The organism is Paenibacillus spiritus (assembly GCF_008710135.1).
GTDB lineage: Bacteria > Bacillota > Bacilli > Paenibacillales > Paenibacillaceae > Paenibacillus_AQ > Paenibacillus_AQ glufosinatiresistens.
Map to the genome: position 1 here is coordinate 120,106 of NZ_VYKK01000008.1, position 25,155 is coordinate 145,260.

19 protein-coding genes are annotated in these 25,155 nt (G+C 58.4%); 4 read left to right on the plus strand and 15 right to left on the minus strand.

Going from position 1 to position 25,155, the window contains the following annotated elements:
• The first annotated feature begins 7 nt into the window (after nucleotides 1–7).
• Complete coding sequence (locus F4V43_RS07990) at nucleotides 8–850, plus strand: AraC family transcriptional regulator (protein WP_150457714.1); 843 nt, start codon at nucleotides 8–10, stop codon at nucleotides 848–850.
• Between the two features lie 211 nt (nucleotides 851–1,061).
• Here the strand turns inward: F4V43_RS07990 and tyrS are convergent, their stop codons facing one another.
• From tyrS to F4V43_RS08005, 3 genes are all read right to left on the minus strand, one after another.
• Nucleotides 1,062–2,327, minus strand: coding sequence for a tyrosine--tRNA ligase (gene tyrS / locus F4V43_RS07995; protein ID WP_150457715.1), 1,266 nt, complete (start codon nucleotides 2,325–2,327; stop codon nucleotides 1,062–1,064).
• Between the two features lie 404 nt (nucleotides 2,328–2,731).
• Nucleotides 2,732–3,241 carry a LiaF transmembrane domain-containing protein gene (locus tag F4V43_RS08000; protein ID WP_150457716.1) on the minus strand — a complete coding sequence of 170 codons (510 nt, stop codon included), beginning with the start codon at nucleotides 3,239–3,241 and terminating at the stop codon, nucleotides 2,732–2,734.
• 195 nt (nucleotides 3,242–3,436) lie between these two features.
• On the minus strand, nucleotides 3,437–7,915 hold the full coding sequence (locus F4V43_RS08005) for a bifunctional 2',3'-cyclic-nucleotide 2'-phosphodiesterase/3'-nucleotidase (RefSeq protein WP_223879819.1): 4,479 nt from the start codon (nucleotides 7,913–7,915) through the stop codon (nucleotides 3,437–3,439).
• Between the two features lie 311 nt (nucleotides 7,916–8,226).
• On the opposite strand from F4V43_RS08005, the gene F4V43_RS08010 reads away from it, so the two are divergent.
• The gene (locus F4V43_RS08010) at nucleotides 8,227–9,264 is read left to right on the plus strand and encodes an asparaginase (RefSeq protein ID WP_150457717.1); all 1,038 of its coding nucleotides are present in this window, start codon (nucleotides 8,227–8,229) and stop codon (nucleotides 9,262–9,264) included.
• A gap of 222 nt (nucleotides 9,265–9,486) precedes the next feature.
• On the opposite strand, the gene F4V43_RS08015 is transcribed toward F4V43_RS08010, so the two are convergent.
• The gene (locus F4V43_RS08015; protein WP_150457718.1) at nucleotides 9,487–10,713 is read right to left on the minus strand and encodes an aminotransferase class I/II-fold pyridoxal phosphate-dependent enzyme; all 1,227 of its coding nucleotides are present in this window, start codon (nucleotides 10,711–10,713) and stop codon (nucleotides 9,487–9,489) included.
• Nucleotides 10,714–10,983: 270 nt separating this feature from the next.
• On the opposite strand from F4V43_RS08015, the gene F4V43_RS08020 reads away from it, so the two are divergent.
• On the plus strand, nucleotides 10,984–11,808 hold the full coding sequence (locus tag F4V43_RS08020; protein WP_150457719.1) for a MerR family transcriptional regulator: 825 nt from the start codon (nucleotides 10,984–10,986) through the stop codon (nucleotides 11,806–11,808).
• Between the two features lie 124 nt (nucleotides 11,809–11,932).
• On the opposite strand, the gene F4V43_RS08025 is transcribed toward F4V43_RS08020, so the two are convergent.
• The 10 genes from F4V43_RS08025 to F4V43_RS08070 all read right to left on the minus strand — a co-directional run bounded on the left by F4V43_RS08025 (nucleotide 11,933) and on the right by F4V43_RS08070 (nucleotide 23,298).
• A complete protein-coding gene (locus F4V43_RS08025) occupies nucleotides 11,933–12,991 on the minus strand; it encodes a Gfo/Idh/MocA family protein (protein WP_150457720.1) in 1,059 nt (352 codons plus the stop codon).
• A gap of 126 nt (nucleotides 12,992–13,117) precedes the next feature.
• Nucleotides 13,118–14,086 carry a sugar phosphate isomerase/epimerase family protein gene (locus tag F4V43_RS08030; protein ID WP_150457721.1) on the minus strand — a complete coding sequence of 323 codons (969 nt, stop codon included), beginning with the start codon at nucleotides 14,084–14,086 and terminating at the stop codon, nucleotides 13,118–13,120.
• Nucleotides 14,083–14,817 carry a ThuA domain-containing protein gene (locus F4V43_RS08035; protein ID WP_150457722.1) on the minus strand — a complete coding sequence of 245 codons (735 nt, stop codon included), beginning with the start codon at nucleotides 14,815–14,817 and terminating at the stop codon, nucleotides 14,083–14,085. The genes F4V43_RS08030 and F4V43_RS08035 overlap by 4 nt, the downstream gene beginning before the upstream one ends.
• 84 nt (nucleotides 14,818–14,901) lie before the next feature.
• Entirely contained in the window at nucleotides 14,902–15,978 is a 1,077-nt protein-coding gene (locus F4V43_RS08040) for a Gfo/Idh/MocA family protein (RefSeq protein WP_150457723.1), read from the minus strand.
• Nucleotides 15,979–16,057: 79 nt separating this feature from the next.
• Nucleotides 16,058–16,948, minus strand: a complete 891-nt coding sequence (locus F4V43_RS08045) for a helix-turn-helix transcriptional regulator (protein WP_150457724.1) — start codon at nucleotides 16,946–16,948, stop codon at nucleotides 16,058–16,060.
• A 49-nt stretch (nucleotides 16,949–16,997) separates the two neighbouring features.
• The gene (locus F4V43_RS08050) at nucleotides 16,998–18,101 is read right to left on the minus strand and encodes an endospore germination permease (protein WP_150457725.1); all 1,104 of its coding nucleotides are present in this window, start codon (nucleotides 18,099–18,101) and stop codon (nucleotides 16,998–17,000) included.
• A 24-nt stretch (nucleotides 18,102–18,125) separates the two neighbouring features.
• Nucleotides 18,126–18,353, minus strand: a complete 228-nt coding sequence (locus F4V43_RS08055) for a hypothetical protein (RefSeq protein ID WP_150457726.1) — start codon at nucleotides 18,351–18,353, stop codon at nucleotides 18,126–18,128.
• A gap of 3 nt (nucleotides 18,354–18,356) precedes the next feature.
• On the minus strand, nucleotides 18,357–19,565 hold the full coding sequence (locus tag F4V43_RS08060; protein WP_150457727.1) for a Ger(x)C family spore germination protein: 1,209 nt from the start codon (nucleotides 19,563–19,565) through the stop codon (nucleotides 18,357–18,359).
• Entirely contained in the window at nucleotides 19,562–21,109 is a 1,548-nt protein-coding gene (locus F4V43_RS08065; RefSeq protein WP_150457728.1) for a spore germination protein, read from the minus strand. The genes F4V43_RS08060 and F4V43_RS08065 overlap by 4 nt, the downstream gene beginning before the upstream one ends.
• 74 nt (nucleotides 21,110–21,183) lie before the next feature.
• The gene (locus tag F4V43_RS08070; protein WP_191089522.1) at nucleotides 21,184–23,298 is read right to left on the minus strand and encodes a YhgE/Pip domain-containing protein; all 2,115 of its coding nucleotides are present in this window, start codon (nucleotides 23,296–23,298) and stop codon (nucleotides 21,184–21,186) included.
• A gap of 203 nt (nucleotides 23,299–23,501) precedes the next feature.
• Here F4V43_RS08070 and F4V43_RS08075 point away from each other — a divergent pair, with 203 nt between their 5' ends.
• Nucleotides 23,502–24,047: a hypothetical protein gene (locus tag F4V43_RS08075; protein ID WP_150457730.1), complete on the plus strand. Its 546-nt coding sequence runs from the start codon at nucleotides 23,502–23,504 to the stop codon at nucleotides 24,045–24,047.
• 133 nt (nucleotides 24,048–24,180) lie between these two features.
• Here the strand turns inward: F4V43_RS08075 and F4V43_RS08080 are convergent, their stop codons facing one another.
• Nucleotides 24,181–25,146, minus strand: coding sequence for a family 43 glycosylhydrolase (locus F4V43_RS08080; protein WP_150457731.1), 966 nt, complete (start codon nucleotides 25,144–25,146; stop codon nucleotides 24,181–24,183).
• Nucleotides 25,147–25,155 lie beyond the last annotated feature (9 nt).

Here is a 25,155-nt window from a genome sequence, read left to right on the forward strand (position 1 = left end):
CCAGCTTATGAAAGCCTATCACGAGAATCGATCCTATAATTCCACTCTGCCGTTCACGCCGATGCTGCTGCGCAACTTCAGCTTTCTCGCTCACTGGCATAACGACCTGGAGTTCATGTATGTGGCGGAGGGCTCCATCCGGGCAGGGGTCAATTCGGAGAGCCGGCTGCTCCGCCAGGGAGACATGGCGATCAGCTGCAGCGGAGATATCCATTACTACGACAGCCGGGGACTCGAATCGACGATCCTCATTATTGTGTTCAATCCGCGGCTAATCGGGTATCCGGGCGGCTGGCCGCAGGAGGTTCGCCTGTCGTCGCCATTTGTGGAGAGCAGCGGCAAGCCGCCGGAGAGCCCGGAAGCCCTGCTGTCGGCCGCCGCCCATGACCGGATAACGCGCATGAAGCTTGAAGCCGAAGAGCGGCCCCCGCATTATGAGCTGCTGATTACCGGCCTGCTGTATGAATTGTGCGGTCTGATTCTTCGCAGCATCGGAAGCAAGCCGGCGGAGCCCGGCAGGGACCGGCGGCTGGGAACGGGACTTACGGCGATGCAGGGAGCGCTTGATTATTTGGAGAAGCATTATTCCGCTCCCGTCACGCTGGACGAGGCGGCCCGGGAAGCGGGAATGAGCCGGTTCCATTTCTCGCGCTTCTTCAAGAACGCCACCGGTCTGAGCTTCGTGTCCTATCTCAATCATATTCGGGTGAACAAGGCCGAAGAGCTCATTCTTCATACGAACCGGACCTTAACCGACATTGCGCTGGAATGCGGATTCACGAATGTGCGCACTTTTAACCGCGTCTTCCGGCAGTTCCGCGGACAGACACCTTCCAGTCTGCGCCGGTGACGGGCCGGAAGCGTGCCTGTATCAGCCACTCAAGCGCAAGATCCTTCCCGTTCATCTCTCCGAAGCCTCCTTCTTCCTTGCGCAGCCATCAAAGAATAGCCAAAAAAGAAGCTCCCTTTCGGGAGCTCCTCTGCCGTGCATGTGCCTGGCCTTAGTTCGCGCTTCGATTTCGCGCTTCGCTCGTTCCGCCTGATTCCTCTTGCTGCTGCCCTTATTGCTGCGCCAGCTTCACCAGGCTGTAGTTCTTCTTGCCTTTGCGGATAATGAGGAACCGGCCGCCAATGGCGTGATCCGGCGTGACTTCGAACTCCAGCTCGCTCACGCGCTCCCCGTTCAGGGAAATCGCACCCTTCGTAATATCTTCGCGGGCCTGCCGTTTGGAAGGCTCAATGCCCAGCTCCACGAGCCAGTCGACGATATTCTTCGTCTCCGGAGCAGCGGTGTACGTCGGCATTTCCTTGAAGCCCTCTTCGATCTCATCGGCCGTCAGCGCCGAGATATCGCCGCTGAACAGCGCCGCTGTAATCTTCTTGGCCTGCTCCAGCAGCTCCTCGCCGTGCACGAACCGGGTCATTTCCTCGGCCAGCGCCTTCTGCGCCTCGCGCTTGTGCGGCTCGGTCCGTACCTTCTCCTCCAGCGCCTCAATCTCTTCTTTCGTCAGGAAGGTGAAGTACTTCAGGTACTTGACCACATCCCGGTCATCGGCGTTCGCCCAGAACTGGTAGAACTCGTACGGCGTCGTCTTCTTCGGGTCCAGCCAGATCGCGCCGCCCGCGCTCTTGCCGAACTTCGTGCCGTCGGCCTTCAGCATGAGCGGGATGGTCAGGCCGAATACCTTCGCTTCGGCGCCTTCTTTTTTGCGGATCAGATCCAGGCCGCTCGTAATGTTGCCCCACTGGTCGGACCCGCCGACCTGGAGCTGCACATCCTCATGCCGGTACAGATGCAGGTAGTCGATCGACTGGAGAATCTGGTAGGAGAATTCGGTGAACGAAATGCCGTTGTCCAGCCGGCTCGCCACGACATCCTTCGCCAGCATCGTATTGATGCTGAAGTTTTTGCCAAAGTCCCGGAGGAATTCAATCACGTTCATGTCCTTGGTCCAATCGTAGTTGTTGACCATGCGTACCGTGTTGTCGCCATCCGTCACGAAGAGCTTCTTCATCTGGGCCGTCAGCGCATCGACGTTCGCCTGCACCTGCTCCATCGTCTGGAGCGAACGCTCGGTCGCCCGTCCGCTTGGATCGCCGATCGTACCGGTGGCGCCGCCGATCAGAATGACCGGCCGGTGTCCGGCCATCTGGAAACGTCTCAGTACCATGAACGGAATCAAATGGCCGATATGCATGCTGTCGCCGGTCGGGTCGACGCCGCAGTACAGCGAGATCGACTTGCTCTCCGTCAGCTCGCGCAGGCCCTCTGCGTCGGTCTGCTGATTAATGGCGTCGCGCCATTCCAATTCGTCGATAATGTTCAAATTGCACAGCTCCTTTTGGGGTCGGATTCTGCAGAATTTGTTGAACGGAGCCGGTCTTCACACCGCCGGACATCGCCTCCGGAACGCAAAAAATCGCCCCGTGCGCCGATTCATATCGGCACAGGGACGATGGATACACCGCGTTACCACCCTGGTTGCGCGCCCCTTCCCGTATGGGGACAGGAACGCACCGCTCCTGGCGAGTTAACGTTCGCCTGATCCGCTCGGCATTACCCAAGATACTCCGGAGTGTAATTCGCAGTCCTTGTATGTACCGGGTTCCATCGCCCCCCGGCTTTCTGGGACAGGGACAAAGGCTGCTACTGACTCGTTCAACGTACTTCCGCTATCGAATTAGCTAAAAGTATAGCCCACTTCCAATTTCATTGTCAATGCCGTTAGCTTCAGTACCGTTCTCCCCGTCTGCGGCCCATCATCAGGGCAAGGCCCGCGGCCACCAGCAGCACAGCCCCCACCGATTGTCCCAGCACGCTCACGCTCAGCAGCGTCCCTACGGTGAAGATCATGAAGAACGTCAGCGAAGCTCCGCCGAGAATAAAGACGGGAATCAGAATCCAGCGGTTGCGTCCGCCGAACCAGTAGAATTCCAGCAGCCCGAAGGCAACCGCAAGCGGAAAGCCGGGCCAGGTGTACTCCCAGGCGTCCAGCAGCATCGAAATCTGGAAGATGATCCCGCTGACCAGCAGAATGCCGCCGGGAATAAGCAGCCCGCTGCCGCGTCTCCGGGTGGCGTAGAAATACAGCCAGTGCATCAGAATGCCGAGCGGAATGACGAACAGGCTTGGCCAGAAATAGGTGAAGACTCTGCCCGGATCCATAATATCGCCCCTGCCCGCGAACAGGAGCACTCCCAGAATGACCAGCAGCAGCCCCCACAGTGTGCGTTTATCCATATACTCCGAACCTCCGTATGTTCCAGGATTTGCTTCTCCATCTGATTGTATCGGAGAAACGGCGTTTCAGACAGCAGCCAGGGATGGAAGAAGACTCCGTCCCGGGACCGATGCAAAGAGAAACCGATGCAAAGAGAAGAGCCTTCCCGATGTCCGGGAAGGCTCTTCTTGGCGCATGGCCTGGATAGAGGTGGATCAGGAGGCTTGGTCCAGCATGCGGTAGACAATAACCGCCGCCTGGGCGCGGTTCGCGATCCCCTTCGGCGCGAAGGAGTCGCTGTCAACGCCGTTGACGATACCGGCCTGGGCCAGCTTCGCCACCGCCTCTTGGGCATAGGAAGCGATCTTCGATTTGTCTGCAAAATCGGCCAGCGCCGTCGTCTTGTTGACCGCCGGAAGCTTGTCGCCGAGCGCGTTGGCGATCATAATCGCCATTTCCTCGCGGGTGATGGCCCGGGACGGTTCGAACTTGCCGCTGCCGGAGCCTTTGACGATGCCGGCGTTCACGGCTGCCGTAATGGCATCCGTATACCAGGCGCCCTGCTTCACATCCTTGAAGGATGCCGCGCCCGTCGGCTGCAGGTTCAGCGCGCGCACGATCATCGTGATGAACTCGGCGCGGGTGACTTCTTTCAGTGGAGCGAAGTCGGAGCCGCTCACGCCCTTGATGATTCCCTGGGAAGCCAGGGAGGAGACAGCCTCCTGAGCCCAGGCCACCTTGGCCAGATCCTTGAATACCGGAGCTGCCGAAGGGCTTGGGAGCGGAGTGGCCGACGGAGTCGGGCTGGCCGAAGGCGCTGCGGAAGCAGCCGGAGTCGGCGACGGCGTTGCGGCCGGGCTCGTAGTCGACACCGGAGCCGGTGTCGGGTTCGTACCCGTACCCGAGTCGGTCTGGTTCGTAATGCGTCCTTCGACTTTTGCCGTAATCGGCCCGTATTTGAAGGTCTGAACGATGTAGTTATACAGAGCCTCCAGGTCCGTGAGTCCGATCAGCTTGGACGATGCCTGCGGAAGCACCTTGTAGTTATCTCCGCCGTCGGCCATGAAGTTGTTCACAACCGCCGTGTACTTCGCGTTCATGTCAATCGGTGTGCCGTCCGCCTTGGTTATGGAGAGGACACGGTCGGCAATCGGCAGCTTCAGATTGGCCGTATACTTGAGGCCGGAAATCTGCAGCGTCTTCGTATCCGCATCGGTTGCTCCCCACTGCTGCTGCAGCAGCGTCTTGATCTGGGCGCCGGTCAGTTCCAGCTTCACCAGCGTATTGCCGAACGGCTGGATCTTGGCCAGATCGCCGTAAGTGACGCTGCCCTTCGGCATATCGGCGCGGATACCGCCCGGATTCATGAAGGCAAAGTCGGCAGGGCCGGCTTTGTCTCCGAAGTCGGCAAAGCGCATGGAATCCGCGATCAGGTTGCCGAGCGCCGTCTCTTTGGTGTACGCATCGGTTCTCGTAATCGTGCCGTCCGTACTGCCGACCGGGTTGGTCAGTTCCGGATGCTTGTTCAGATATTTGTTGACCAGAGCAACCGTATCCGGGTCAGGCGTTACGCCTTCCTGGAAGGTGCTGTTTACCACGGCGCTGCTGGACTTCACGTCGCCGGTCGCAGGGTCAATGACAAGCTTGATGTCTTCAAAGGCTGTCCCGTACGAGTACGCCTGTACAATCAGCATGCCGTTGACATAGCCGTTGGCCAGAGCGTGGTTGTCGCCGGCGACGATCACGTCGATCGGAGACTTCGCGTTCGGGTCTTTCTCCTTCAGCTTGGCGATGAGCTTATCCGACAGCTCTGCCGCTTCGCCGGTAGTCGTACCAGCCGTCTTCGTTGCTTCACCGGTAACGGCTCCGCCTTTGGTCGTAGCCGGATCATGGGCCAGAACAACGATCGTCTCTACGCCTTGTTTTTGCAGTTCGGCTGCATAGCCGTTAATGGCATCCGCTTCTTCGTCGGCGCTCAGGAATTTAACGCCAACCAGACCGGAAGGGGCCACCTTGGACGGTGTCGCTTTGGTTACCGTGCCGATAAAGCCGATCTTCACCCCGCCGATTTCCTTGATGACGTAAGGGTTCAGAATCGGTGTGCCGGTCGCTGTGTCAATGGCATTCGCATTAATGTAGTCAAAGTTCGCTCCGGCATGCTGAATCTTGCCATCCTTCGGATTCAATCCGCCGAAGATCTGGGCCTTCAGCGCGGCTACGCCCTGGTCGAACTCATGGTTGCCCAGTGTACCGACATCAAAGCCCATCATATTCATCCATTCCATCGTTGGCTCATCGCGTTCCAGTGCGGACACCGGAGCGGAAGCCCCTACGGAATCGCCGTTATGGAACAGAAGCGCGTTGTCGTATTTAGCGCGGGTCTGCTTCAGGTAGGTGGCCAAAATCGCCGCCGTGCCCACGTTCTTGCCGCTCACGGTATTCGTCGTATCCAGTTGTCCATGGAAGTCGTTCACGCCAAGCAGGTGAACTTCCACGTCCTGGGTAGGAGCCGCAGCCGTTTGCTTCAGATTGATATTGTAAATGCCAAAACCGCCGGTTCTGGAATTCGCGGCATAGAACCGATTCCCCGGTTCATTCAATTCCGGATTATAGGTAATGCTCTGATCGGCCGGAAGGAAATCAACAGCAACCGGAGTTGTAGTAAAGGTTACATTCACATTGCCCTTGATCGGAGCGATTGACCAGTTGTTGTCAGCTTCCGGGTTCACTTTATCGGTGCTGCTAATATAATCCATCAGCACTTGACGATTTTCCATCTGGGAGTCAATTATCAGCTTTCCGTTCTTGACACCCGGGAAGTTGCCGCCTCCGCTCGCACGGTAGTTATTGGTCACCACAACGAATTCCATATCGTCGTCCAATGGCTTGTCGTTGTAGGTAACGTCGAACACACGACTCGAGGATGCGTCGTTGATCGTGCCGTCCGCCTTATATTTGGCTTTTTTGGTTACATCAATTTTATACTTGATCCCGTCGATCACATCAAAGTTGAACACGGAGAAGTTATTGTTCAGCAGCGGTTGTGGCGTTGTAATGCCGGTCTTGATCTGATTGTAGGCCCCGGCGCTCATTTCCAGCCACTCTTTAACATCTCGGCCCTTCAGAACCAGCGCTTTTAGCGTATTGTCATACAGATACAGATCGCTTGCGCTGCGAATCGTAAGGTCCCCTTTCTTGATATTGGTATACTCCGTAACCCCGTTGCGCCCCGCTTTGAAAGGAGCTCCTACACTGAGTATAGGATAATCTTTATAGGTCGCCAGCGTCACATCGTGCTGGATCATATCTTCTACATACCTTTTCTGAGCATAAGTCACGATCTGGACAGTTGGATTGTCCTGCACCATAGCAAAATAGCTATTCATAGGCGAAGTAGTTTCGCCCAGTTTGGTGCCGGTATACCCGATCGTTCCTTCGTGAACCGCCGCTACCGCGTCATCGACACTCTGGTCGGGTTCCACATTAGCTATGTTCACCTTTTTGTTATCAATCGTTTTGGTCTGATAAATGGAGCGGGTCGAAGCCTTGGAGGCTTCCTTATCTACCGACCAGCCGTTCCCATTCCACTTAATGGTCAGGTCAATCTGGCCGAGATAGGCTCCGCCGTAGCCGGCCTGAACCGCAGGTGTGCCGTTGATGTGGCCGTTAATGTTGTCTATTTTGACATTATCCTTGTTGTAAGGAAGATTGGTTGCCGGATCTTTAAAGGAGGAATCAAGCGTCTTGTCATCCCCGGTAGGGAAAGCTTTGTGGGTATGAGAGAACGTGATGGCATCAATGCCACCCACCTTGCTCAGCCCGTTAATCGCATTCTCGACGTTGGGGTCGTTATCGCTGGCAGTTCCGTCAAAGCCGCTGTGAGCCATGGCAATCACGACATCGACATGTTCCTCTTCTTTCAGAATTTTCACATATTTCCGAGCGGTCTCTACAATTCCTTTGGTGACCACCTTGCCGCTTAGATTGGCTTTGTCCCAATCCATAATCTGCGGAGTTACCAGTCCCAGGTATCCCACCCGGATGGTCTGGTCATCGCCTTTACTGTCTTTTACTTTCATTTCTTTAATAACGTAAGGCTGAAAGGCGTTAGTCACTCCGTCGGTCTCATAAACATTGGCATTGATATAATCAAAATTTGCACCCGTACCGGCCTTGGCACCACTTCCTGTATCGTAGCCGTAAATACTGCGTTTCAGAAAATCCAGTCCATAATTGAATTCATGGTTACCCAGCGTCGCCACATCATATTTCATGACATTCAGCGCGGCAATCATCGGCTGGATACTTTCTGCATCTTGTGGGAATCCCGGATTTTCCTTAACAAAATATGTAGCCATCGGAGTTCCTTGAATCAGGTCTCCATTGTCCAGCAGTACGCTGTTAGTGCTCGGCACCTCTTCACGTGCTTTCTTGATCAGACTCGCAGTTCGATCCAGACCGACCGTCACAGTCGGAGTATTGGAGAAATAGTCAAAGCCATAGACATTGGAGTGTACATCGGTAGTGCTTAACACTCTCAATTGTACCGAGGTCCCCGAAGCCGGAGCGGCCTCCGCCTTCTTCGTTCCCACCAAAGATCCCGCAACCGCTCCGCCCAGAACCTGGACCGACAACACGGCGGCGGCCAGGATCGAAGCCAGCGGCTTGTTCCCATTCTTCCTGCCCTTCATCATCTGCTTGCTCCTCCCAAAAAGAAAATATTAATGATGCCTATTTCTACCTGCTACACGGCGATATTATAGCATAGTTTGAGAGAAGGTCTTCTTGATTTTTCACAAAAAAGATCATTTTTGTGTAAAGTCCGCGTTTGTTTGTATGACTTGCTTAACATACAGTTAACACGCAGAGTAATTACCGGGACTCAATTAAAGGAACACCGCGTTAAACGGGCAGTCGGACCATTGACATTCCGCTGCAAATGCGATAGTTTTCCTACATCTATGAATATTGAATACGGGCCCCCCGCCCTGGAGAGGATAACCGCATGAACCTACATCAAGAGGACGTCTCTTTCGAGAGTTCCCCCTACTATAACCCGAACCTGAAGAACATTGTGCTGCTTGCCACCGGAGGCACGATCGCCGGGAGCGGCGAGAATCACCGGACGACCAATTACGAGCCGGGAACGCTGGACTTTCAGGCGTTGCTGGACAGCGTCCCCCATCTGGATCGGCTGGCCAATATGGCGGGCATTCAGGTCAGCAATCTGTGCAGCGCCGACATTACCGGCAGCCACTGGCTGACACTGGCATCGCTGATCAACCGTCTGTCGCTGCGCGACGATGTCCACGGGTTCGTCATTACCCACGGAACCGACACCCTGGATGAGACCTCCTACTTCCTGAATCTGACCGTCAAAACGGACAAGCCGGTCATCCTGACCGGCTCCATGCGTCCGGCTACCGCGCTCAGCGCCGACGGACCGCTTAATCTGTACCAGTCCATTGCGCTGGCCGTCAATCCCGAGGCGCACGGACAAGGCGTTATGGTCGTCTTCGCAGAAGGCATCTACAGCGGCCGCGATGTGCAGAAGGTCAATACCTTCAAGGCGAACGCCTTTGACGAGCGGGATTTCGGCTGTCTCGGATATATGCGGGACGCCGAAGCCTTCTTCTATACACGCTCCATCAAGCGGCATACTACCGCCGCCCAGTTCGACGTCACCGGCCTGACGGAGCTGCCGAAAGTTCCGGTCGCCTACTTCCACGTGGACGCCGATCCCGGCATTCTGGACTATTTCGCTTCGACCTCGAACGGCATCGTCATTGCGGGCGCGGGCGGCGGAATCTACAGCAAGCCTTGGATCGACAAGGTCGGGGAGCTGAAGGAGAACAACATTCCGGTCGTGCGCTGCTCGCGCATCTCCAGCGGGATTACGCTGAAGGATGCGTACATCGACCTTTCGGCCAACTCCATCCCCTGCAACAGCTTGGTCCCGCAAAAAGCGCGCATCCTGCTCTCCCTCGCCCTGACCCAGACGACGGATTATCTGCGCATCGGCGAGATGTTCCACGAATATTAATCTGAAATCCTGCCCTGACAGGGAAAACGCAAACAAGGCGATCCGGCCAAACGGATCGCCTTGTTTGTCGTTCCTTTCCCGCTCCGCTTCTGCTCCTCCGCCGGGTCTGTTATACTCCCGGCATAAGCAGGACCATACCGCCGTTGGAGGGGATAGAATGAACGGCCGTTCGCCGCCATGCACTACAGGGTTACCCTCGAAGAGTAGAGGCAGCCGCCCCGGTCAGCGGGACTGGATGAACGCGCCGATCCGGCGGGCCGCTTCCAGCAGCCGATCCTCCTCTTCGACAAGGGCGATCCGTACATACCCCTCTCCTTCGCGGCCAAAAGCGCTTCCCGGAATCACCGCTACCCCGGTGGCGAGCAGAAGCTCCCGGGCGAAGCTCCGGGAAGCGCCTTCCGATGCCCCGGCGTCCGCACCCGGAAGTCTGGGCGGCAGCGGCGCCCAGACGAACATCGTGGCGGCCGGCTTCGGCACCGGCCAGCCCGCCTCTTCCAGCGCCGCCGCGAACACATTGCGCCGGCGTTCATACACCGGTCCGACGCCCGGACCGGGGGCCGGTCCCATCGCCTGCTCCAGCGCGGCGATGGCCGCCTCCTGAATCGGCTCGAAGACGCCGTAGTCGATGTTGCTCTTCAGCTCGCCGAGCGCCGAGACGGCTTCGCGGTTGCCCGCAATAAAGCCGATGCGGCAGCCGGCCATGTTGAAGCTTTTGGAGAAGGAATGAAATTCAACGGCTGTATCTGCCGCCCCCTCCACCTCCAGTATGCTCATCGGCCGGTAGCCGTCGAATCCCATCTCCGAATAAGCCAAGTCGTGGACCACCAGCAGCCCGTAGCGGCGCGCCAGCTCCAGCAGCTCCCGGAAGAACGCTGCGTCGGCCCGAACCGACACGGGATTGCCCGGGAAATTAAGCAGAATGAACCGGGCCTGCTCCAGCACTTCCGCCGGTATGGCCGCGAGATCGGGCAGAAAGTGGTTCCCGGCCCGAAGGGGCAGCGGCCACGGCGTCACACCGGCGATCTCCAGCGCTCCGGCGTAGATCGGATACCCAGGGTCCGGGACAAGGGCGATATCCCCCGGGTTGCAGACCGCCAGCGCCAGATGGGCCAGTCCGTCCTGCGAGCCCATGAGGGCAAGCACCTCTTCGTCCGGATCGAGCGTGACGCCGAACCGGAATTTCATCCACGCCGCGGCGCTGCGCCGGTAAGCCGCGCTCCCCTGCGAGGACGGGTACCCGTAGGCGTCCCCGCGCTGAACGGCGCGGCCAAGCGCCGCGCGGATCTCGGGAGACGGACCCCGGTCCGGGCTGCCGATCCCGAGATCAATGATATCCCGGCCCAGGCGGCGGGCTTCCGAGCGCCAGACGGCCACCTCGGCGAAGATCGAAGAGCCGAGCCGGTCCAGCTTGTCCGCCCGCCAGCGCGGGCGGAAACGCAGTTCATTCACTCGCGACACATCCCTGCTTTGTTTTTCAGCCAGTATATCACACCGCCGGGCGGACCCGCAGTCTGGAGATTCATATCCCGGTCAGCCTTCAGCGGGCCTCGGATCCTGTCGGGCCGTCTCCCTCCGTTATCCGCACCGGGACCAAACAGATCTGTCTCCTTCAGGCAGTCTTTTTTCTTTGTTCTGCAAAAAAGTCATTGACTCTCACACCGTGTGAGACCCCATACTCGAATTGAGCTCAAATCTATATCCACATGTGGAGGAACCAGCATGCTGCGAATCGGAATATTCTCGAATTTATCCAGAATCAGCATCCGGATGCTGCGTCATTATGACGAGATCGGACTGCTTGTGCCGGAGAGCATCGACGAGTCGACGGGTTACCGCTATTACAGCGAAGCCCAGCTTCTCCTTGCCGCGCGGATCCAGGCTTTCAAGAACATGGGCTTCGGATTGAATTCCATCCGCGAAATAATCCGGAATTGCCCGGATTCCCGGACGATGCGTCAATACCTGCTGAATCAGCAGAGTCAGTTGGCGGCGCAGGCGGCGCACATCGGCGATCAGCTGCAACGGATCGAAGACGCGATTCTACAAATCGGAAAGGAAGAGAGCCTGATGAAGTACAGCATTACTCTGAAGGAAATGCCGGAACGGCAGGTTGCGAGTCTGAGAGCAATCATTCCCGCCTACGACCAGGAGGGGCTGCTGTGGGAGAAAATGATGCGGGAGCTGGCTATGCAGCAGGTTCCGCTGCCTGCGGATGAACCCTGCCTGAGCATGGCGATTTTTCACGACTCCGATTACAAGGAGCAGAATCCGGATGTGGAAATCCAGCTGCCCGTGCAGGGCAGCTTCCGGAGCACCGGGGATGTGGTCTTCAAAAGAGAGCCGTCCATGTTAGCGGCCACAGTCATTTACCAGGGGAGCTATGCCCAGCTTAGCGAGGTGAACCGGGCCATCGCGGAATGGGTTCGCGACACCGGCTACCAATTTGACGGTCCCATGTTCAACATCTATCATGTCAGCCCGTCGCAGACCTCGAATCCGGACGAATGGGTCACAGAGGTCTGTTATCCGGTAATCCGCGCCTGAGTCTCCGGTAGCCGTCTTTGGACTGCGCATCCCCGCTGACAGGCACATCAAAGAAGCCCTCCCGCAGAATGGATGATCTTCCTCTCCATTCCTCCCGGGAAAGGCTTCTTTATCTTCGGATGAATCAGATCGTGCGGTGAACCACGCTGCGCGTCTCGGCCGCTTCAAAGATCGCTTCGATGAGCATCAGTACGCGGAGAACCTGCTCGTTCCGCACAAGCGGCTGAGCCTTGCCCTCGATTACAGAGACGAGATTCTCGTAGAAGCTCTCGGTCTTCGAGGGAACGCGTTCGAACGGCTCGCGGATCGTCGATTCCTCGCTCGGCGGGGCCATGGTCTTCGTCAGGCCGACGCCGGCCTGGATCGGCTTCGGCTCCACATGGGCCACTGCCTGGTTGCGGGTCACAATCTCGCCGCTGAGGTCCCAGTCATAGATAACTGCCGTTCCCTCCGTGCCCTTGACGTACCAGCGTGGCAGCTTAATGAAGTTCGTGGTGCCGACTTCAATCACTGCGGTGAGACCGTCCTTGAACCGGATGTGGGCAGTGAAGCCGTCGTCCACTTCGGTGCCCAAAATTGTACTGAGGCTGGCCGTCACCGTCTCGATCTCGCTGTCCGTAAGCAGGAGGAGCTGATCGAGCAGATGAACGCCCCAGTCCAGCAGCATGCCGCCGCCGTAGGCTTTCAGCTGACGCCAGTCTCCCGGAATTCCGTTCGCTCCCTGTACGCGGGACTCTACATGAAAGACCTCGCCGGCCTTCTTGTTCTCGACCAGGTTCTTGACCATGAGGAAGTCCTCATCCCAGCGCCGGTTCTGATGAACCATGAATACCCGGTCCGCTTCCTTGGCCGCCTGAACAATCTCCAGCAGCTCGGCGCTGGTCACCGTAACCGGCTTCTCGCAGACGACGTGCTTGCCGGCCTGGAGCGCCTGAATGGCCAGATCCTTATGAACATCGTTCGGAGTCGCAATCACGACCACATCGACGCTCTCGTCAGCCAGCACTTCCCCGTAGCTCCCATAAGTCCGGAAGCCCTGGCTGCGGGCCAGCTCCATCCGGTATTCCACAATATCGTATACGCCCGTAAGCGCGATGCCGGGCACCGGCGCGATCAGCTGTCCGTGGTAACTGCCCATGCCGCCGTAACCGACGACCACAACGTTATAGGTCTTGTTCTCCATTTCATTAACTTCCCTTCTGGATTTCTGGTCTTGTACGTTCCCGAAATTGAAGCAAAGGCCACCGGCGGTCCGCTGGGCGGACTGAACCGGTGACCTGATAACCCGATGAAGCGAGGGGCGGCGGGCTTAAGCCCACCACATATCCGTCGGCTGATCGCGGATCAGAATCGACTGCAGATTCGTCACGGCGCGCTGGAAGCCTTCGTCGACCGACATCAGCGGATCTTCGTGCTCAATGCTGACCACATGGTCGTAGCCATAGGTCCGCAGCGCGCTGATGATGTTCGACCATTCGGTCATGCTGTGGCCGCAGCCCACGGACCGGAAGGTCCAGGCGCGCGTCTGCACGTTGCCGTATGGCTGCATGTCGAGCACGCCGTACAGGTTGATGTTGTCCTGGTCCAGATACGTGTCCTTGGCATGAAAATGATGGATGGCTCCGGCCTTGCCGAGAATCTTGATGGCGGCAACCGGATCAATACCCTGCCACCAGAGATGGCTCGGGTCCAGATTGACGCCGATGGCGTCGCAGGTCGCTTCGCGCAGCTTCAGGATCGTATACGGCGAATGGCAGAGGAAGCCGCCGTGCAGCTCGATGCCGATCTTGACGCCGTGCTCTTCGGCGAACTTGCCGATCTCCTTCCAGTACGGAATGAGCTTCTGCTCCCACTGCCATTCCAGAATGTCGGAATAGACGGTCGGCCAGGCAATGACCGGCCAGTTCGGAGCCTTGGCGTCGTCGCTGTCCCCGGCCGTGCCGGAGAACGTATTGACGACAGGCACGCCCATCAGCGAAGCGAGCTTAATGCTTTTGCGGAGAATCTCGTCGCCGGCCTTCGCCTCTTCCGGGTCCGGTGATATCGGGTTGTTATGACAGCTGAACGCGCTGATTGTCAGACCGCGGCGCTCGAATTTCTCCAGATACGCCTTGCGTGCGGCTTCGCTTACGAGCAGATCGTCCGTCGGGCAATGGCTGTTGCCGGGATTGCCGCCGGAGCCAATTTCTACGGCCTGCAGGCCGGCCGCTTCCAGCTTGTCAAGCATTTCTTCCAAAGTCAATGATGCGAATACGGGATCGAATACGCCGAGTTTCATAAGAGCACTGCGCCTCCTTTGATCGGTTCCAGAGCTTCCGAATGGCCGTATACCGGATATGCGCGCGGTGTAGGCTCGCACCAGCGGACGCCGTTGACAATGACGCGCTGGATATCGGGATGATAATAGATTGGATAGGCTTCATGGCCGGGCTGGAAATAGAAGATCTTGCCGCTGCCGCGGCGGTAGGTCAATCCGCTCGGGAAGACGTTGCCGCCCTCGAACCAGCCGACGAAGATCTGTTCGTCAGGAGCCGGCACATCGAAATGCGTTCCGTACATCTCCTCGCGTTCGAGGTCAATGTACTCTCCGATGCCTTCCGCGATCGGATGGCTCGGATTCATGACCCAGATGCGTTCCTTCTCGCCGGCGTCGCGCCATTTCAGATCACAGCTTGTGCCCATCAGCTTCATGAAGATTTTGGACATATGGCCCGAGTGCAGAACCACAAGGCCCATTCCCTTCAGCACGCGGTCGTGCACCCGGTTCACAATCTCGTCGCTGACTTCTCCGTGGGCCATGTGTCCCCACCAGATCAGCACGTCGGTACGGTCCAGGACCTCCTGCGTCAGCCCGTGTTCCGGCTCATCCAGCGTGGCCGTACCGACTTCCATCCCGGCTGCAATCAGAAAGCTTGCAATCTGATTGTGGATGCCCGCCGGGTAGATCTCCCGAATCCGTTCTTCCTGCAGCTCATGCCGATACTCGTTCCATACGGTTACTCTGGTCATCGTCTTAACTTCTCTCCCCAAGGATCATATATAGGTTATGTCAATCAGTTAATTAATCAGTTAATCAGTTACTCACACAGTCATTCAGTCAAAATAAACGGGCTGTCCGGTCTCCGAGGAGGTATAAATGGCCTCCAGAATCCGGGTCACGATCAGAGCCTGCTCCGGCTTCACGACCGGCTCGGTGCCGTCGAGAATGCTGCTGATCCACTGGCGGGCTTCCGCCACCGCCGGATCATCGCCTGCGCCGTCGTAGAAATCGACGCCGCCCGCATCCAGACCGATCGTCTTCTCGTAGGTACGGCCGTGCGCCTCGCCGTTGATGCGCAGCCCCTTCTCCATATCGGCGCCGCCTTCTGTTCCGTGAAGAGTGGTCTTCGCTTCGCCGACATCCAGCGTGTTCAGCGCCCAGCTTGCTTCCAGCACGATGGTCGCTCCGTTCTCCATCGTAATGAAACCGATGGCCGAATCTTCGACCGTAAATTTCTCGGGGTCCCAAGGTCCCCAGGCGTTCGCCGCGTTCTTGCGACCAGATAGCTTGTGGTAGGCGTTCCCTACTACATATTTCGGTTTATAATTGTCCATCATCCAGAGCGTCAGGTCGAGGGCATGCGTGCCGATATCGATCAGCGGTCCTCCGCCCTGCGCTTCCTCGTCCAGGAAGACGCCCCAGGTCGGAACGGCGCGGCGGCGGATCGCTTTGGCCTTGGCATAGTAGATCTCGCCCAGTTCTCCGTTCTCGCATACCGTATGCAGGTACTGCGAGTCGGCGCGGAACCGGTTCTGGTAACCGATCGTCAGCTTCCGTCCCGTCCGCTTGGACGCGTCGATCATCGCCTGCGCTTCGGCCGTCGTCTTGGCCATCGGCTTCTCGCACATGACATGCTTGCCCGCTTCCATCGCCGCGATGGAGATTTCGGCGTGGGAGATATTCGGAGTGCACACATGCACCACATCAATGCTTCCGTCCGCCAGCAGTTCGCGGTAATCCGTATAGACCGCCGCGTTCTCGTCGCCGAACTGGCTCTTCGCTTTCTCCGCCCGCTCGGGCACGATATCGCAGAATGCCACCATCTGCGCTTCCTTGATTGCTTTCAGGGCGGGCATATGTTTGCCGTTCGCAATGCCGCCGCAGCCGATAATTCCGATTCGAAGTGTCATAAGCCAGATAGACCTCCACGCTCTAAAGTTAGGTTTCGTTCACACTCCTATAATACCGAAGAGGCGAAGCGCTTTCTTCCTACATTCTTGTCGTATTATTCCCGAATATTGTCCTCCGGTAGCGCAGCGGCGATACGCCGGTCGATTCCTTGAACAGATGGTGGAACGTCTTGACGCTGCCGAATCCGGCGCTCTCGGCGACCTCCGCCATCGAGGTTTCTTCGTTCAGCAGCAGCCATTTGGCTTTGTTCAGCCGGTATTCATTGAGGAACTCGATAAACGTCATGCCCGTATTGCGCTTGAACAGCTTGGTGAAGTAATACGGGCTAAACCCCATATAATCGGCGACCTCTCCCAGCGAAATCGGCTCCCGGTAGTGGCTCTCCACATAGTTGAAAATCCGCTCCAGCTTCCCGAGCGTATCCCGGGACCGGTTCAGCGCATCCTCGGAGATGCGGGGGTCTGCGGCATGGGGATCGGACGGGACCTCGCGCACAATAAGCGCGAACATATCAAATACGCGCGCCTTCAACCGGTAGCCCCAGGCCGGGCCCCGCTCTGCATTCTCGCGGAAAATATCTTCGATCAGCTTCCTCATGCGGGAAGCCGTCTCTTCCGGCCATTCCAGACTGGAATGCGCCATCTGGGTGAAGACATCGCGCAGCGCGATATCTTCGCCGCTCCATGCCAGCACCTCCTGGAAGAGCTGGAGATCGAACTGAATGACCGCGCGTTCGCTGTCGGGAGAGGCCAGGAAAAAATGCACCTCCCCGCCGTTGATGAACTGGATTTCGCCCTGCCGCATCTGGACCGGCTCGTCATTGATGCCGAGCTGAAGCGTGCCCTTGGTCACGTAGATGATCTCGATCTCTTTGTGCCAATGCGGGTAGACCAGCGTGTCCCCTTGATTCGTGAAGCAGCGAAACGGAAAATGGCGGTTGAGCTTGGGGATTTCAAGAAACAGATTCATGCCGGCACCTCCCCTTCTACTCCGATCATAAATCAGCGGGAGAGCCGGTTCAAGCGGCCGCACGCTTCCTGCGGACCAGAGCAACGGCAAGGATCAGGAGCGGCAGCAGAATGCCGAACGTAATATCCCACATTAAATAGTAGTCGGTGATATAAAAGGCATAGTACAGCATGTTGGGGCTAATGAGGTAAGTCAAGCCGAACATCAGCAGGATGCCGGGATAAATGAGCGGCTTTTTGTCCTTCATCCTTGTCATCCCCGCCAGCATTTCCAGAAAGGCGAACTGGTACAGAGTCGCTTTGAAGCAGATTCCGAATAGCCAGTTGATCGCCAGCATCACTTCGATTCGTTGCAGAAAGTGGCCGATATCTATGGATTGGGCAAGCACATAAGCCGGATAGAGCAAGGTCCGGCACAGCCCCTCCCCGAGCACCAGCAGACACGCAGCAATAATGCCGACCATCAGGAACGAGCCCAGTAGACTGGTCAGCAGCAGATCGCGGCCGGTGTGCTTCCGCCGCTTGACATAAGGCATCAGTACGAGCAACGGGCAGAGCTCCGTCCAGGGAAACAGCGCATTGTATATTCCTCCCTTGACAATCGAGAGTGCGCCGTTACCGGTTACCGGCTGAAGGTTCGTCCATGTGAAATTAGGAATCGTCAGGATGATAACCACAACCAGCACCGCGATGAAGATCCCGAAGAAGATCTCGCCCGAGCGGGCGAGCGGCTCCAGCCCTTTGCGCAGCACATAGGCGATGGCGAGGAGTCCCAAAATATCCAGCACCCGGATCGGCGTATCCGTCAGAATCTCCGTACTGAGAAAATCCACAGTCTCCCGGGCATAGGTAGCGCCGCCGAGCACAAAATACACCGCATACCCGCCGGAGACGATCCTTCCCGGCCATTTGCCGAGCACCTTCTCCGCCAGTCCGCTCAGTCGCAGCTCCGGATGAAGCCGGCTCACAACGAGCAGCAGCCACATAATCAGCGGGGCGGCCGGAACGGCTATCAACGCCGAGAGCCAGGCCGCAGACCCGCTCTTGGCAGCGGTGAGGGGAGGCAGAACAAACAGCATATCTCCGACAATCATATAGAAGACCAGACAAGCGACTTGTCGGGTACTGATTCTTTCCTGACCTGGCGGTTTCACAAGCGTTTCTCCCCTTCCGCAGCGCTACAGAATCCAGCGCATCCACTTCACTACAGGATCATACAAAAAGACCAGAAGCTCTAGCGGGCTCTGCCATTTCACCCCCGCCCCCGCCGCCGCGGAACAGAAAAGGCCTGCGCCGGACAGCAGCCCGCACACCACTGCATCCCGGTACTGCTTCCTTCGCAGCAAGGGCCACAGTTCCTTGAAGGCAATCAGCATGCCGACCAGAATGATGAACGCAATCACCATCTCTTATTCCTCCAATGAATGCTTAATCGAAGCTCCGCTTGAACCTGACAGAAGAATATGAACATCCGCCCGGCAGTGAATATCCAGCTCGCTCAGCCGGTCATTCCAGCCCTCTCCGAGACGGAGCCAGAGAGCCGGCTGCTGCTGTTTCACCGCACGTCCAAGTCCCAGGAAATCGCTGTGCATCCTTGTCTTCTCCGCTTCAATGGCCTGATTCATCAGCCATACAATCTTTTCCGCCGCTTTCTTCTCAATCATCCTGAGATTCTTCTTCTCGGTGACATCAATCGGACTTGCGACATCCGCCAAATTGACCGTATTTTGAACATGAATGTCAAACACCGGGCGTCCCTCTACTTCCCGTACCCGGATCTTGGTCGTGCTGTTGGTCGCCTCGGTCGTAATTTTATTTCCGTTGACCACGATGTGGCCGACCGAGTTCTGAATCTGATTTGTCACATAATTGAAGCCCTTGGATTCATTCTCATCCAGCCATCCGATGAGCTTGTCGGACCGGAATACCGCGAGGTTCTTGTAGACCAGCCGTGCGGAAGGAAGCGTACTTTTGACTCCGTTCGCTTCCTCCCCCTTCTTCGCATCGCCCGTGATCATAAGTCCGGTCAGCACGGGATCACGTCCCTCGGCCAACAGTTCGTCCAAGAGCTGCATCATGTTGACGTTCGAAGTGGGTGAATAGTAATTGGTGGAGACTGTCAGTGAACTGAACAGCTTGTTGGCCGGAATGCGTTCCAGCGGCGTCAGGATCCGCAGCGTCTGTTCGGCGGTGGTGTCTTTTGCGACAATCATATAGAAATTTCCGCGGACCTCAGGGTCCCTTACGAGAAAGTCGATAAAATCGGCGACTCCCTCCCGGGCCAGCTCCTCTCCGAGAATGACTACCTGAAGGTGCGCCAGATAGACCTTCCGGGGACTTCGTATGGTCATTTTGCGCAGAGCTTCAAATATGGTCGGTCCGGACTCTTCATAGACCGTAACCGGCAGTCCCCCGGAGCTGTTCATGTTCACCGCAACTTCGGATGGAATTACCACTTGGGCGGTCAGCTTGTAGCCGTCGCCCGTCTTATCGATTCCAAGGCCGACGCCAAGCGCGAGCTCGTTCAGCTCGTGACGGTCCCAGCAGCCGGTAAGGCACGGCAGAAGGAGAAGCAGCACGAGCGCGGTTCTCCGCCAGATACGAACCCGCCCGCTCATGACCTGCCGCCTCCCTTATGCCCCCGCTTTCCCAGACGCTGGCGATTGCCTGCAACCGCCGTCGTCGGCCGCCGCTTCATCCGCGGCCAGGGGACTCGAAGAATGGTATCCTGCCATTCGTCCTCCGCCGCAGGCGCGAACGGCATGGAGTACGGAACCCCGAATGAACGAAGACTGCAGATATGAACGGTCAGCAGGACGCATCCGAAAAATATGCCCACCAGCCCGAAGGAACCTGCCAGAATCATCATGCCGAACCGGATAATACGGACGGAGATCGACATACTGATGGACGGAATAACAAAGCTGGAAATAGCAGTAAGCGAGACGATAATGACCATGGCAGCGGAGATGATTCCCGCGTCAACCGCCGCTTGGCCTATGACCAGTGTACCGACAATGGATACCGCCTGGCCGACGGTCCGGGGCATTCGAACACCCGCTTCGCGCAATACCTCATAGATGAATTCCATGAGGAGCGCTTCGACAAACGCCGGAAAGGGAACCCCCTCGCGCTGGGCGGCAAGCGAGATCAGCATAGCCGTAGGCAGCATCTCCTGATGATAGGTCGTCAGCGATACATAGAGAGCGGGAAGCAGCATGGATATGAACAGGGATATGACCCGTACCAACCGAAGCAGCGAGCTGATGTCGGCACGCTGATAGTAATCCTCGGCGGATTGAAAGAATTGAACGAACAGCGCCGGCACCAGCAGAACGAACGGGGTGCCGTCCACAATGATGACGACCCTGCCCTCCAGCAGCGCTCCCGCCGCCGTATCGGGACGGTCCGTATTGAAGACCGTCGGGAACGGGGTGAAGGTCGTCTCCTGAATGAATTCTTCTATATAACCGCTCTCCAGAATGCCGTCGATGTCAATGGAGCCGAGACGAATTCGGACCTCCTCTAGCACCTCGGGACGCACAATGTCCTTCATATACAGCACTGCGACCTCGGTATGGGTCCGCCGGCCGATGATGTATTTCTCGCTCCAGAGGCCCGTATCGCGGATGCGCCGGCGAATCTGCGATATATTGGTTCGGATATTCTCCGTAAATCCTTCCATCGGACCCCGGACGACCGCCTGCGAGGTCGGCTCACCGACGGACCGCTCCTCGGCCCCGCCGGTTCCGGCCGCGATCGCTTCGCTCTGTCCTTCAACCATCAGGATGCTGTCGCCGGACAGAAGCGACTGGAACAGCTCGTTGAAGTCCTTCACCCGGCTGCTTCCGCCGGTCGTCAGGACCCGCTCGCAGATCCGGCGAAGCAGATCGTCCTCCGGCGGCTGTCCCGCCTGCACTGCTTCGCTCTCACCGCCATCCCCGGGAACGCGCATCAGCGACTCGAGGGCAGTCTGAAGCAGCGTCTGATCCGCCAGCCCCTCCAGGTAGACCAGGGCCGATGGATAGCGCCCCGAGACCACCAGCGATTTGACGGCCAGATCGGAGCTTCCTCCGAGCCTGCGGCCGATCTCTTCGATATCCTGATCCAGCTTGCCGGACAGGGAATCCGGCTCTCCGCCGTTCTTCATGCTGCCGCTCATGCTCTTTCTCTCCCTTCGGTGGATAAATTCCAGACTTCGCCAATTTCGGCTCTTAGCGCCTGATGCCCGGACCCTTATGAAATCAGACGAGACCGGGCAGCCTGCTCGGCCGAATGCCGAACCAGCCGCTCCAGCGGGCGCTTCAGCGCGAGCGCGGCGAGCAGCGCCAAGGCTGCGAATCCGAGCAGCCCGGCTGCATCCCGCAGAACCGTTTCAGACTCCGCTCCCCCTACCGCCTCGCGCAGGAGGCCGATGGCATAGGTGAAAGGCATGAACGGATGCAGCGCCTCGAAGAAGGGACCGGCGGTGGAGACCGGGAACGTCCCGCCCGAGCTGGAGAATTGCAGCACCATGAAGATAATGGCGATGCCCTTGCCGACATTGCCGAACACCGAGACCAGAACGAACAGCACGGTAACAAACACCAGGCTGATCAGCACCGCCGACAGGACGAAGACGGCCGGACTCGCCACATAGCAGTGCAGCAGGTACAGATTGCCGAGAACGGCTACCAGCGCTTGCAGCACGCCGATGGTAGAGAAGGTCAGCAGCCGGCCGAAGAAGAGCTGATACGGCCGGTACCGGCCTTCATCCGTCTCTACCGAAATCCGCAGCAGCGAGACCAGCAGCGTCCCGCCCACCCAGAGGGACAGCACTACATAGAACGGCGTCATCGCCGAACCATAGTTCGGAATGGGGAACAGCTTCTTCTCCTTCAGAAGGACCGGGCTCGCCAGAAAATCGCTTCTCGCCGCCATGTCTCCGGCAAGCAGCGCCGACACCTCGTCCAGGTTGGCCGCGCCCTTCACCCGGCGGACGGCATCCGCCGCCCGGCGCACCGCCTGCGTCAGTTCCGGCAGCCGGCCGCGAACGAGCGAAGCCGCCCGGTGCACGTCGCGGCCGGTCTCGGGCAGTCCGGCCGTGATCCGGCCGGACACCTCCCGCAGCCGCTGCTCGGCGGCGGGCCACTCGCCGCGGACCCAGACGGCCGCGGCATCCAGCTTCGCTCCGGCCGCCGGCAGGCCGGAGAGCGCCTGCGGCAGCTCGGCCTTCGCCAGCTCGCCGAGCCGGCGCGCCTCCGCCGCTATCGACGCGGCGGTCTCCGCCGCCTGCCGCAGCTCCGGCAGGCTGCCCTGCAGCGCCTGAACTGCGGCGCTGCCTGCGTCGGCGGCCTGCTTCGCGGCCGCCAGCGCCTCAACCGGCGGAGCGGTTGCCGCCGGTTCCGCAGCGGCCGCCGGCGGCTCGGCGGCGGCCTCCAGCGCCGCCCGGGCCGCTTCCAGCCCGGCCAGCGCCGCTTCGAGGCGGCCGGCGGTATCGGCCGCGCCCTGCTCGAGCTGCGAGGCGATCGCTCCGGCCTGCTCCAGGCCGGGCGCAAGCCGGTCCCGCAGCGGAGCCAGACCCGCGGCCGCTTCTTCGATCTGCGGCCAGCGCTCCTGCAGCAGCAGGACGGCAGAGGCGGCGGCATCGGCTTCCGGGAGCAGGCGGGTCAGATCCGCGATCCGCTCGGCTGCGGCCGCAATCTCCGGCCACTTCGCTTCCACCTCCAGCACCTTCTGCCCTGCCTCTTCCAGCTCCGGCAGCCGCTTCTCCAGCGCGAACAGCCCCGCCTCCACCCTTCGGATCATCGGAAGCTTCGAGACCAGCTCCCGGTCGGCGCGCTGCAGCGCAGCCAGCACCGTCTCGCTGAGCGTCCGGGTGAAATGCTCGTCGATCCGGGCCGTGATCGACGAGGCGCCTTTATCGGTAATCTTGGGCGCGATGGCATTCAGCTTCTCGTTGACCTCATAGACCAGCTCCGGCTTGTTCTCCCCGCCTTCCAGAACCCCGGCCAGCCGGGCGGAGAAGTCGGCCGGAATGACGATGGCGGCATAATAATCGCCCCGCCGGACGCCGCTCTCGGCAGCTGCCCGGCTTACGAAACGCCAGCCCAGCGAAGGGTTGTTCCGCAGGCTCGCCACGACCTCTTCGCCGACATTGAAGACAGTTCCCGCAGCGGCGCTTCCCCGGTCCAGGTTCGCGACCGCCACCGGAATGCCCGATGTGCGGGTATACGGGTCCCAGACCGCAGCAACGTTCACCCAGTCATAGACGGACGGGAGAACCACAAGCGCCCCTATCAGCAGCAGAGCGACCGGAGCCCGGAAGAGGCGGCGCCAGTCGGTCCGGTAGATCCGCAGAATCCCCGGCATGATCTCACTCTCCCTTGGCATAAATTCCGATATTTACTATGCCCGGAATCTCCCCGTTTGATGAATAGCCTTGTCTGCCGTGTGAACGGTTTGCAACCTTTTTGCCCGAAATTACGTTTATAGAGGAAAAGAAGCGTTTGAGAACGGATGAAGCGGGTATATAAGCCTTATACCGTGCTTTAGCCAAGGGGGAGAACCGATTGATGAAGAAGAGAGCGTACATATTGTCCGTCCTGGTCCTGCTGCTTCTAACCCTCGTCAGTACGGCCAGCACGGGCGGAACCTTTGCAGTGGCCCGAAGCGCAGGAAGCGCGGCTGCGGACCAGGCAGCTCCGGCCGAGACCTATACCGTCTATCTGAAGGCCTTCCATACCGACGGCAATGGCTTCTCGGTAACCACCGATCCGATTGATTGGTATGAAGGCAAGGCGGCCGACGCCATGTTCGCCAAGGAAGACCCGGAATCCTACCGGGAAATCGGCGGCGCGCCGGACGGCTACTATATTGTGAATGACAGCGACAATACCATTACCTATCCGGTCGCAGCCGACGCCTCCGTGAAGGTTCAATTGTTCGACCATACCGGCGATCCCGCCGATCTCGATATCCAGTGGAATGAACCGGTCAATCTGGGAACGTTCATCGGACAGTTCGCTTCCTCGGATGTGATTGACCTCGGAGCCTTCCCGTATCACATTACCGTGCAGAACGGACAGATTATCTCCATCGTGCAGCAGTACGTTCCGTAACCGGCACCCTGCTGCACGCATACAACGTTCCGTCTGTTCGAAGTCTGGAACAGCAAAGTGCCAGCCCATTATTATCCGGGCTGGCACTTTCATTTTCTTATGAAGCGGCTCTCTCGATCAGGTTGTAAATTTCTCAGCGGCCCGACTCGGTATCGGGCTGTGGCTCGCCGAACTCCGGCAGGCCGTCTTCGGTCCAGCCGAAGATTTTGACGCGGGTATGGCGGTTCGGATCGTACAGCGGGTCGCCCGTAATCTCCTTGTAGCTGCGGGCATGATAGACCAGCACATCGCTGCCGTCTTCGTCCACGGTGAAGCTGTTATGTCCCGGTCCGTACTGGCTGTGGGCTTCGTTCGTCCGGAATACCGGCTCCGGCAGCTTCGTCCAGGAGGACGCCTCCAACAGATCGGCGTTCTCGTCCGCCCACAGAAGGCCGAGGCAGTAGTTGAAGTCGGTGGCGCTGGCGGAGAAGCTGATGAAGATTCGCCCGTTCCGCTTGAGAACCGCCGGGCCCTCGTTCACGCGGAATCCGATAATCTCCCAGTCGTATTCCGGCTGCGAAATCATCGTCTGCTTCCCGGTCAGCGTCCACGGATTGCTCATTTCTGAAATATACAGATTGGAATTGCCCTCAATCTCCGGATCTTTCTGGGCCCATACGTAGTAGAGCTTGCCCTTGTGCTCGAAGGTAGTCGCGTCCAGACAGAAGGATTCCCATGCGGACTTGACCTGTCCTTTCTCGGTCCATTCCCCTTCCAGCGGGTTCTCCGAAGCATTCTCCAGCGCGAACATCCGGTGGTCGAACAATCCGTCATTCGTCTCGGTCGTGCGGGCGGCGGCAAAATAGATATACCATTTGCCCGCATTAAAATGAATCTCCGGCGCCCAGATATTGGCGCTCAGCGGCCCGGTCTCGTATTTGCGCCAGACAATGGCCGGTTCGGCCTCAGCCAGTCCTTCGAGGGACGAAGCCCGCCGCAGCTCGATGCGGTCGTATTCCGGCACGGATGCCGTGAAATAGTAGAAGCCGTCCGTATGTCTGTAAATCCAGGGATCGGCGCGCTGTTCAATCAAAGGGTTGTTGAATGTCTTCTTGTTCATATCGGCTTA

What these genes read in the sequence shown, in the direction of transcription:
- F4V43_RS07990 (WP_150457714.1), top strand. Translation starts at nt 8, where the DNA reads ATGAAAGCCTATCACGAGAATCGATCCTATAATTCCACTCTGCCGTTC.
- F4V43_RS08000 (WP_150457716.1), bottom strand. Translation starts at nt 3,241, where the DNA reads ATGGATAAACGCACACTGTGGGGGCTGCTGCTGGTCATTCTGGGAGTG.
- F4V43_RS08005 (WP_223879819.1), bottom strand. Translation starts at nt 7,915, where the DNA reads ATGATGAAGGGCAGGAAGAATGGGAACAAGCCGCTGGCTTCGATCCTG.
- F4V43_RS08010 (WP_150457717.1), top strand. Translation starts at nt 8,227, where the DNA reads ATGAACCTACATCAAGAGGACGTCTCTTTCGAGAGTTCCCCCTACTAT.
- F4V43_RS08020 (WP_150457719.1), top strand. Translation starts at nt 10,984, where the DNA reads ATGCTGCGAATCGGAATATTCTCGAATTTATCCAGAATCAGCATCCGG.
- F4V43_RS08025 (WP_150457720.1), bottom strand. Translation starts at nt 12,991, where the DNA reads ATGGAGAACAAGACCTATAACGTTGTGGTCGTCGGTTACGGCGGCATG.
- F4V43_RS08030 (WP_150457721.1), bottom strand. Translation starts at nt 14,086, where the DNA reads ATGAAACTCGGCGTATTCGATCCCGTATTCGCATCATTGACTTTGGAA.
- F4V43_RS08035 (WP_150457722.1), bottom strand. Translation starts at nt 14,817, where the DNA reads ATGACCAGAGTAACCGTATGGAACGAGTATCGGCATGAGCTGCAGGAA.
- F4V43_RS08040 (WP_150457723.1), bottom strand. Translation starts at nt 15,978, where the DNA reads ATGACACTTCGAATCGGAATTATCGGCTGCGGCGGCATTGCGAACGGC.
- F4V43_RS08045 (WP_150457724.1), bottom strand. Translation starts at nt 16,948, where the DNA reads ATGAATCTGTTTCTTGAAATCCCCAAGCTCAACCGCCATTTTCCGTTT.
- F4V43_RS08055 (WP_150457726.1), bottom strand. Translation starts at nt 18,353, where the DNA reads ATGGTGATTGCGTTCATCATTCTGGTCGGCATGCTGATTGCCTTCAAG.
- F4V43_RS08060 (WP_150457727.1), bottom strand. Translation starts at nt 19,565, where the DNA reads ATGAGCGGGCGGGTTCGTATCTGGCGGAGAACCGCGCTCGTGCTGCTT.
- F4V43_RS08065 (WP_150457728.1), bottom strand. Translation starts at nt 21,109, where the DNA reads ATGAGCGGCAGCATGAAGAACGGCGGAGAGCCGGATTCCCTGTCCGGC.
- F4V43_RS08070 (WP_191089522.1), bottom strand. Translation starts at nt 23,298, where the DNA reads ATGCCGGGGATTCTGCGGATCTACCGGACCGACTGGCGCCGCCTCTTC.
- F4V43_RS08075 (WP_150457730.1), top strand. Translation starts at nt 23,502, where the DNA reads ATGAAGAAGAGAGCGTACATATTGTCCGTCCTGGTCCTGCTGCTTCTA.
- F4V43_RS08080 (WP_150457731.1), bottom strand. Translation starts at nt 25,146, where the DNA reads ATGAACAAGAAGACATTCAACAACCCTTTGATTGAACAGCGCGCCGAT.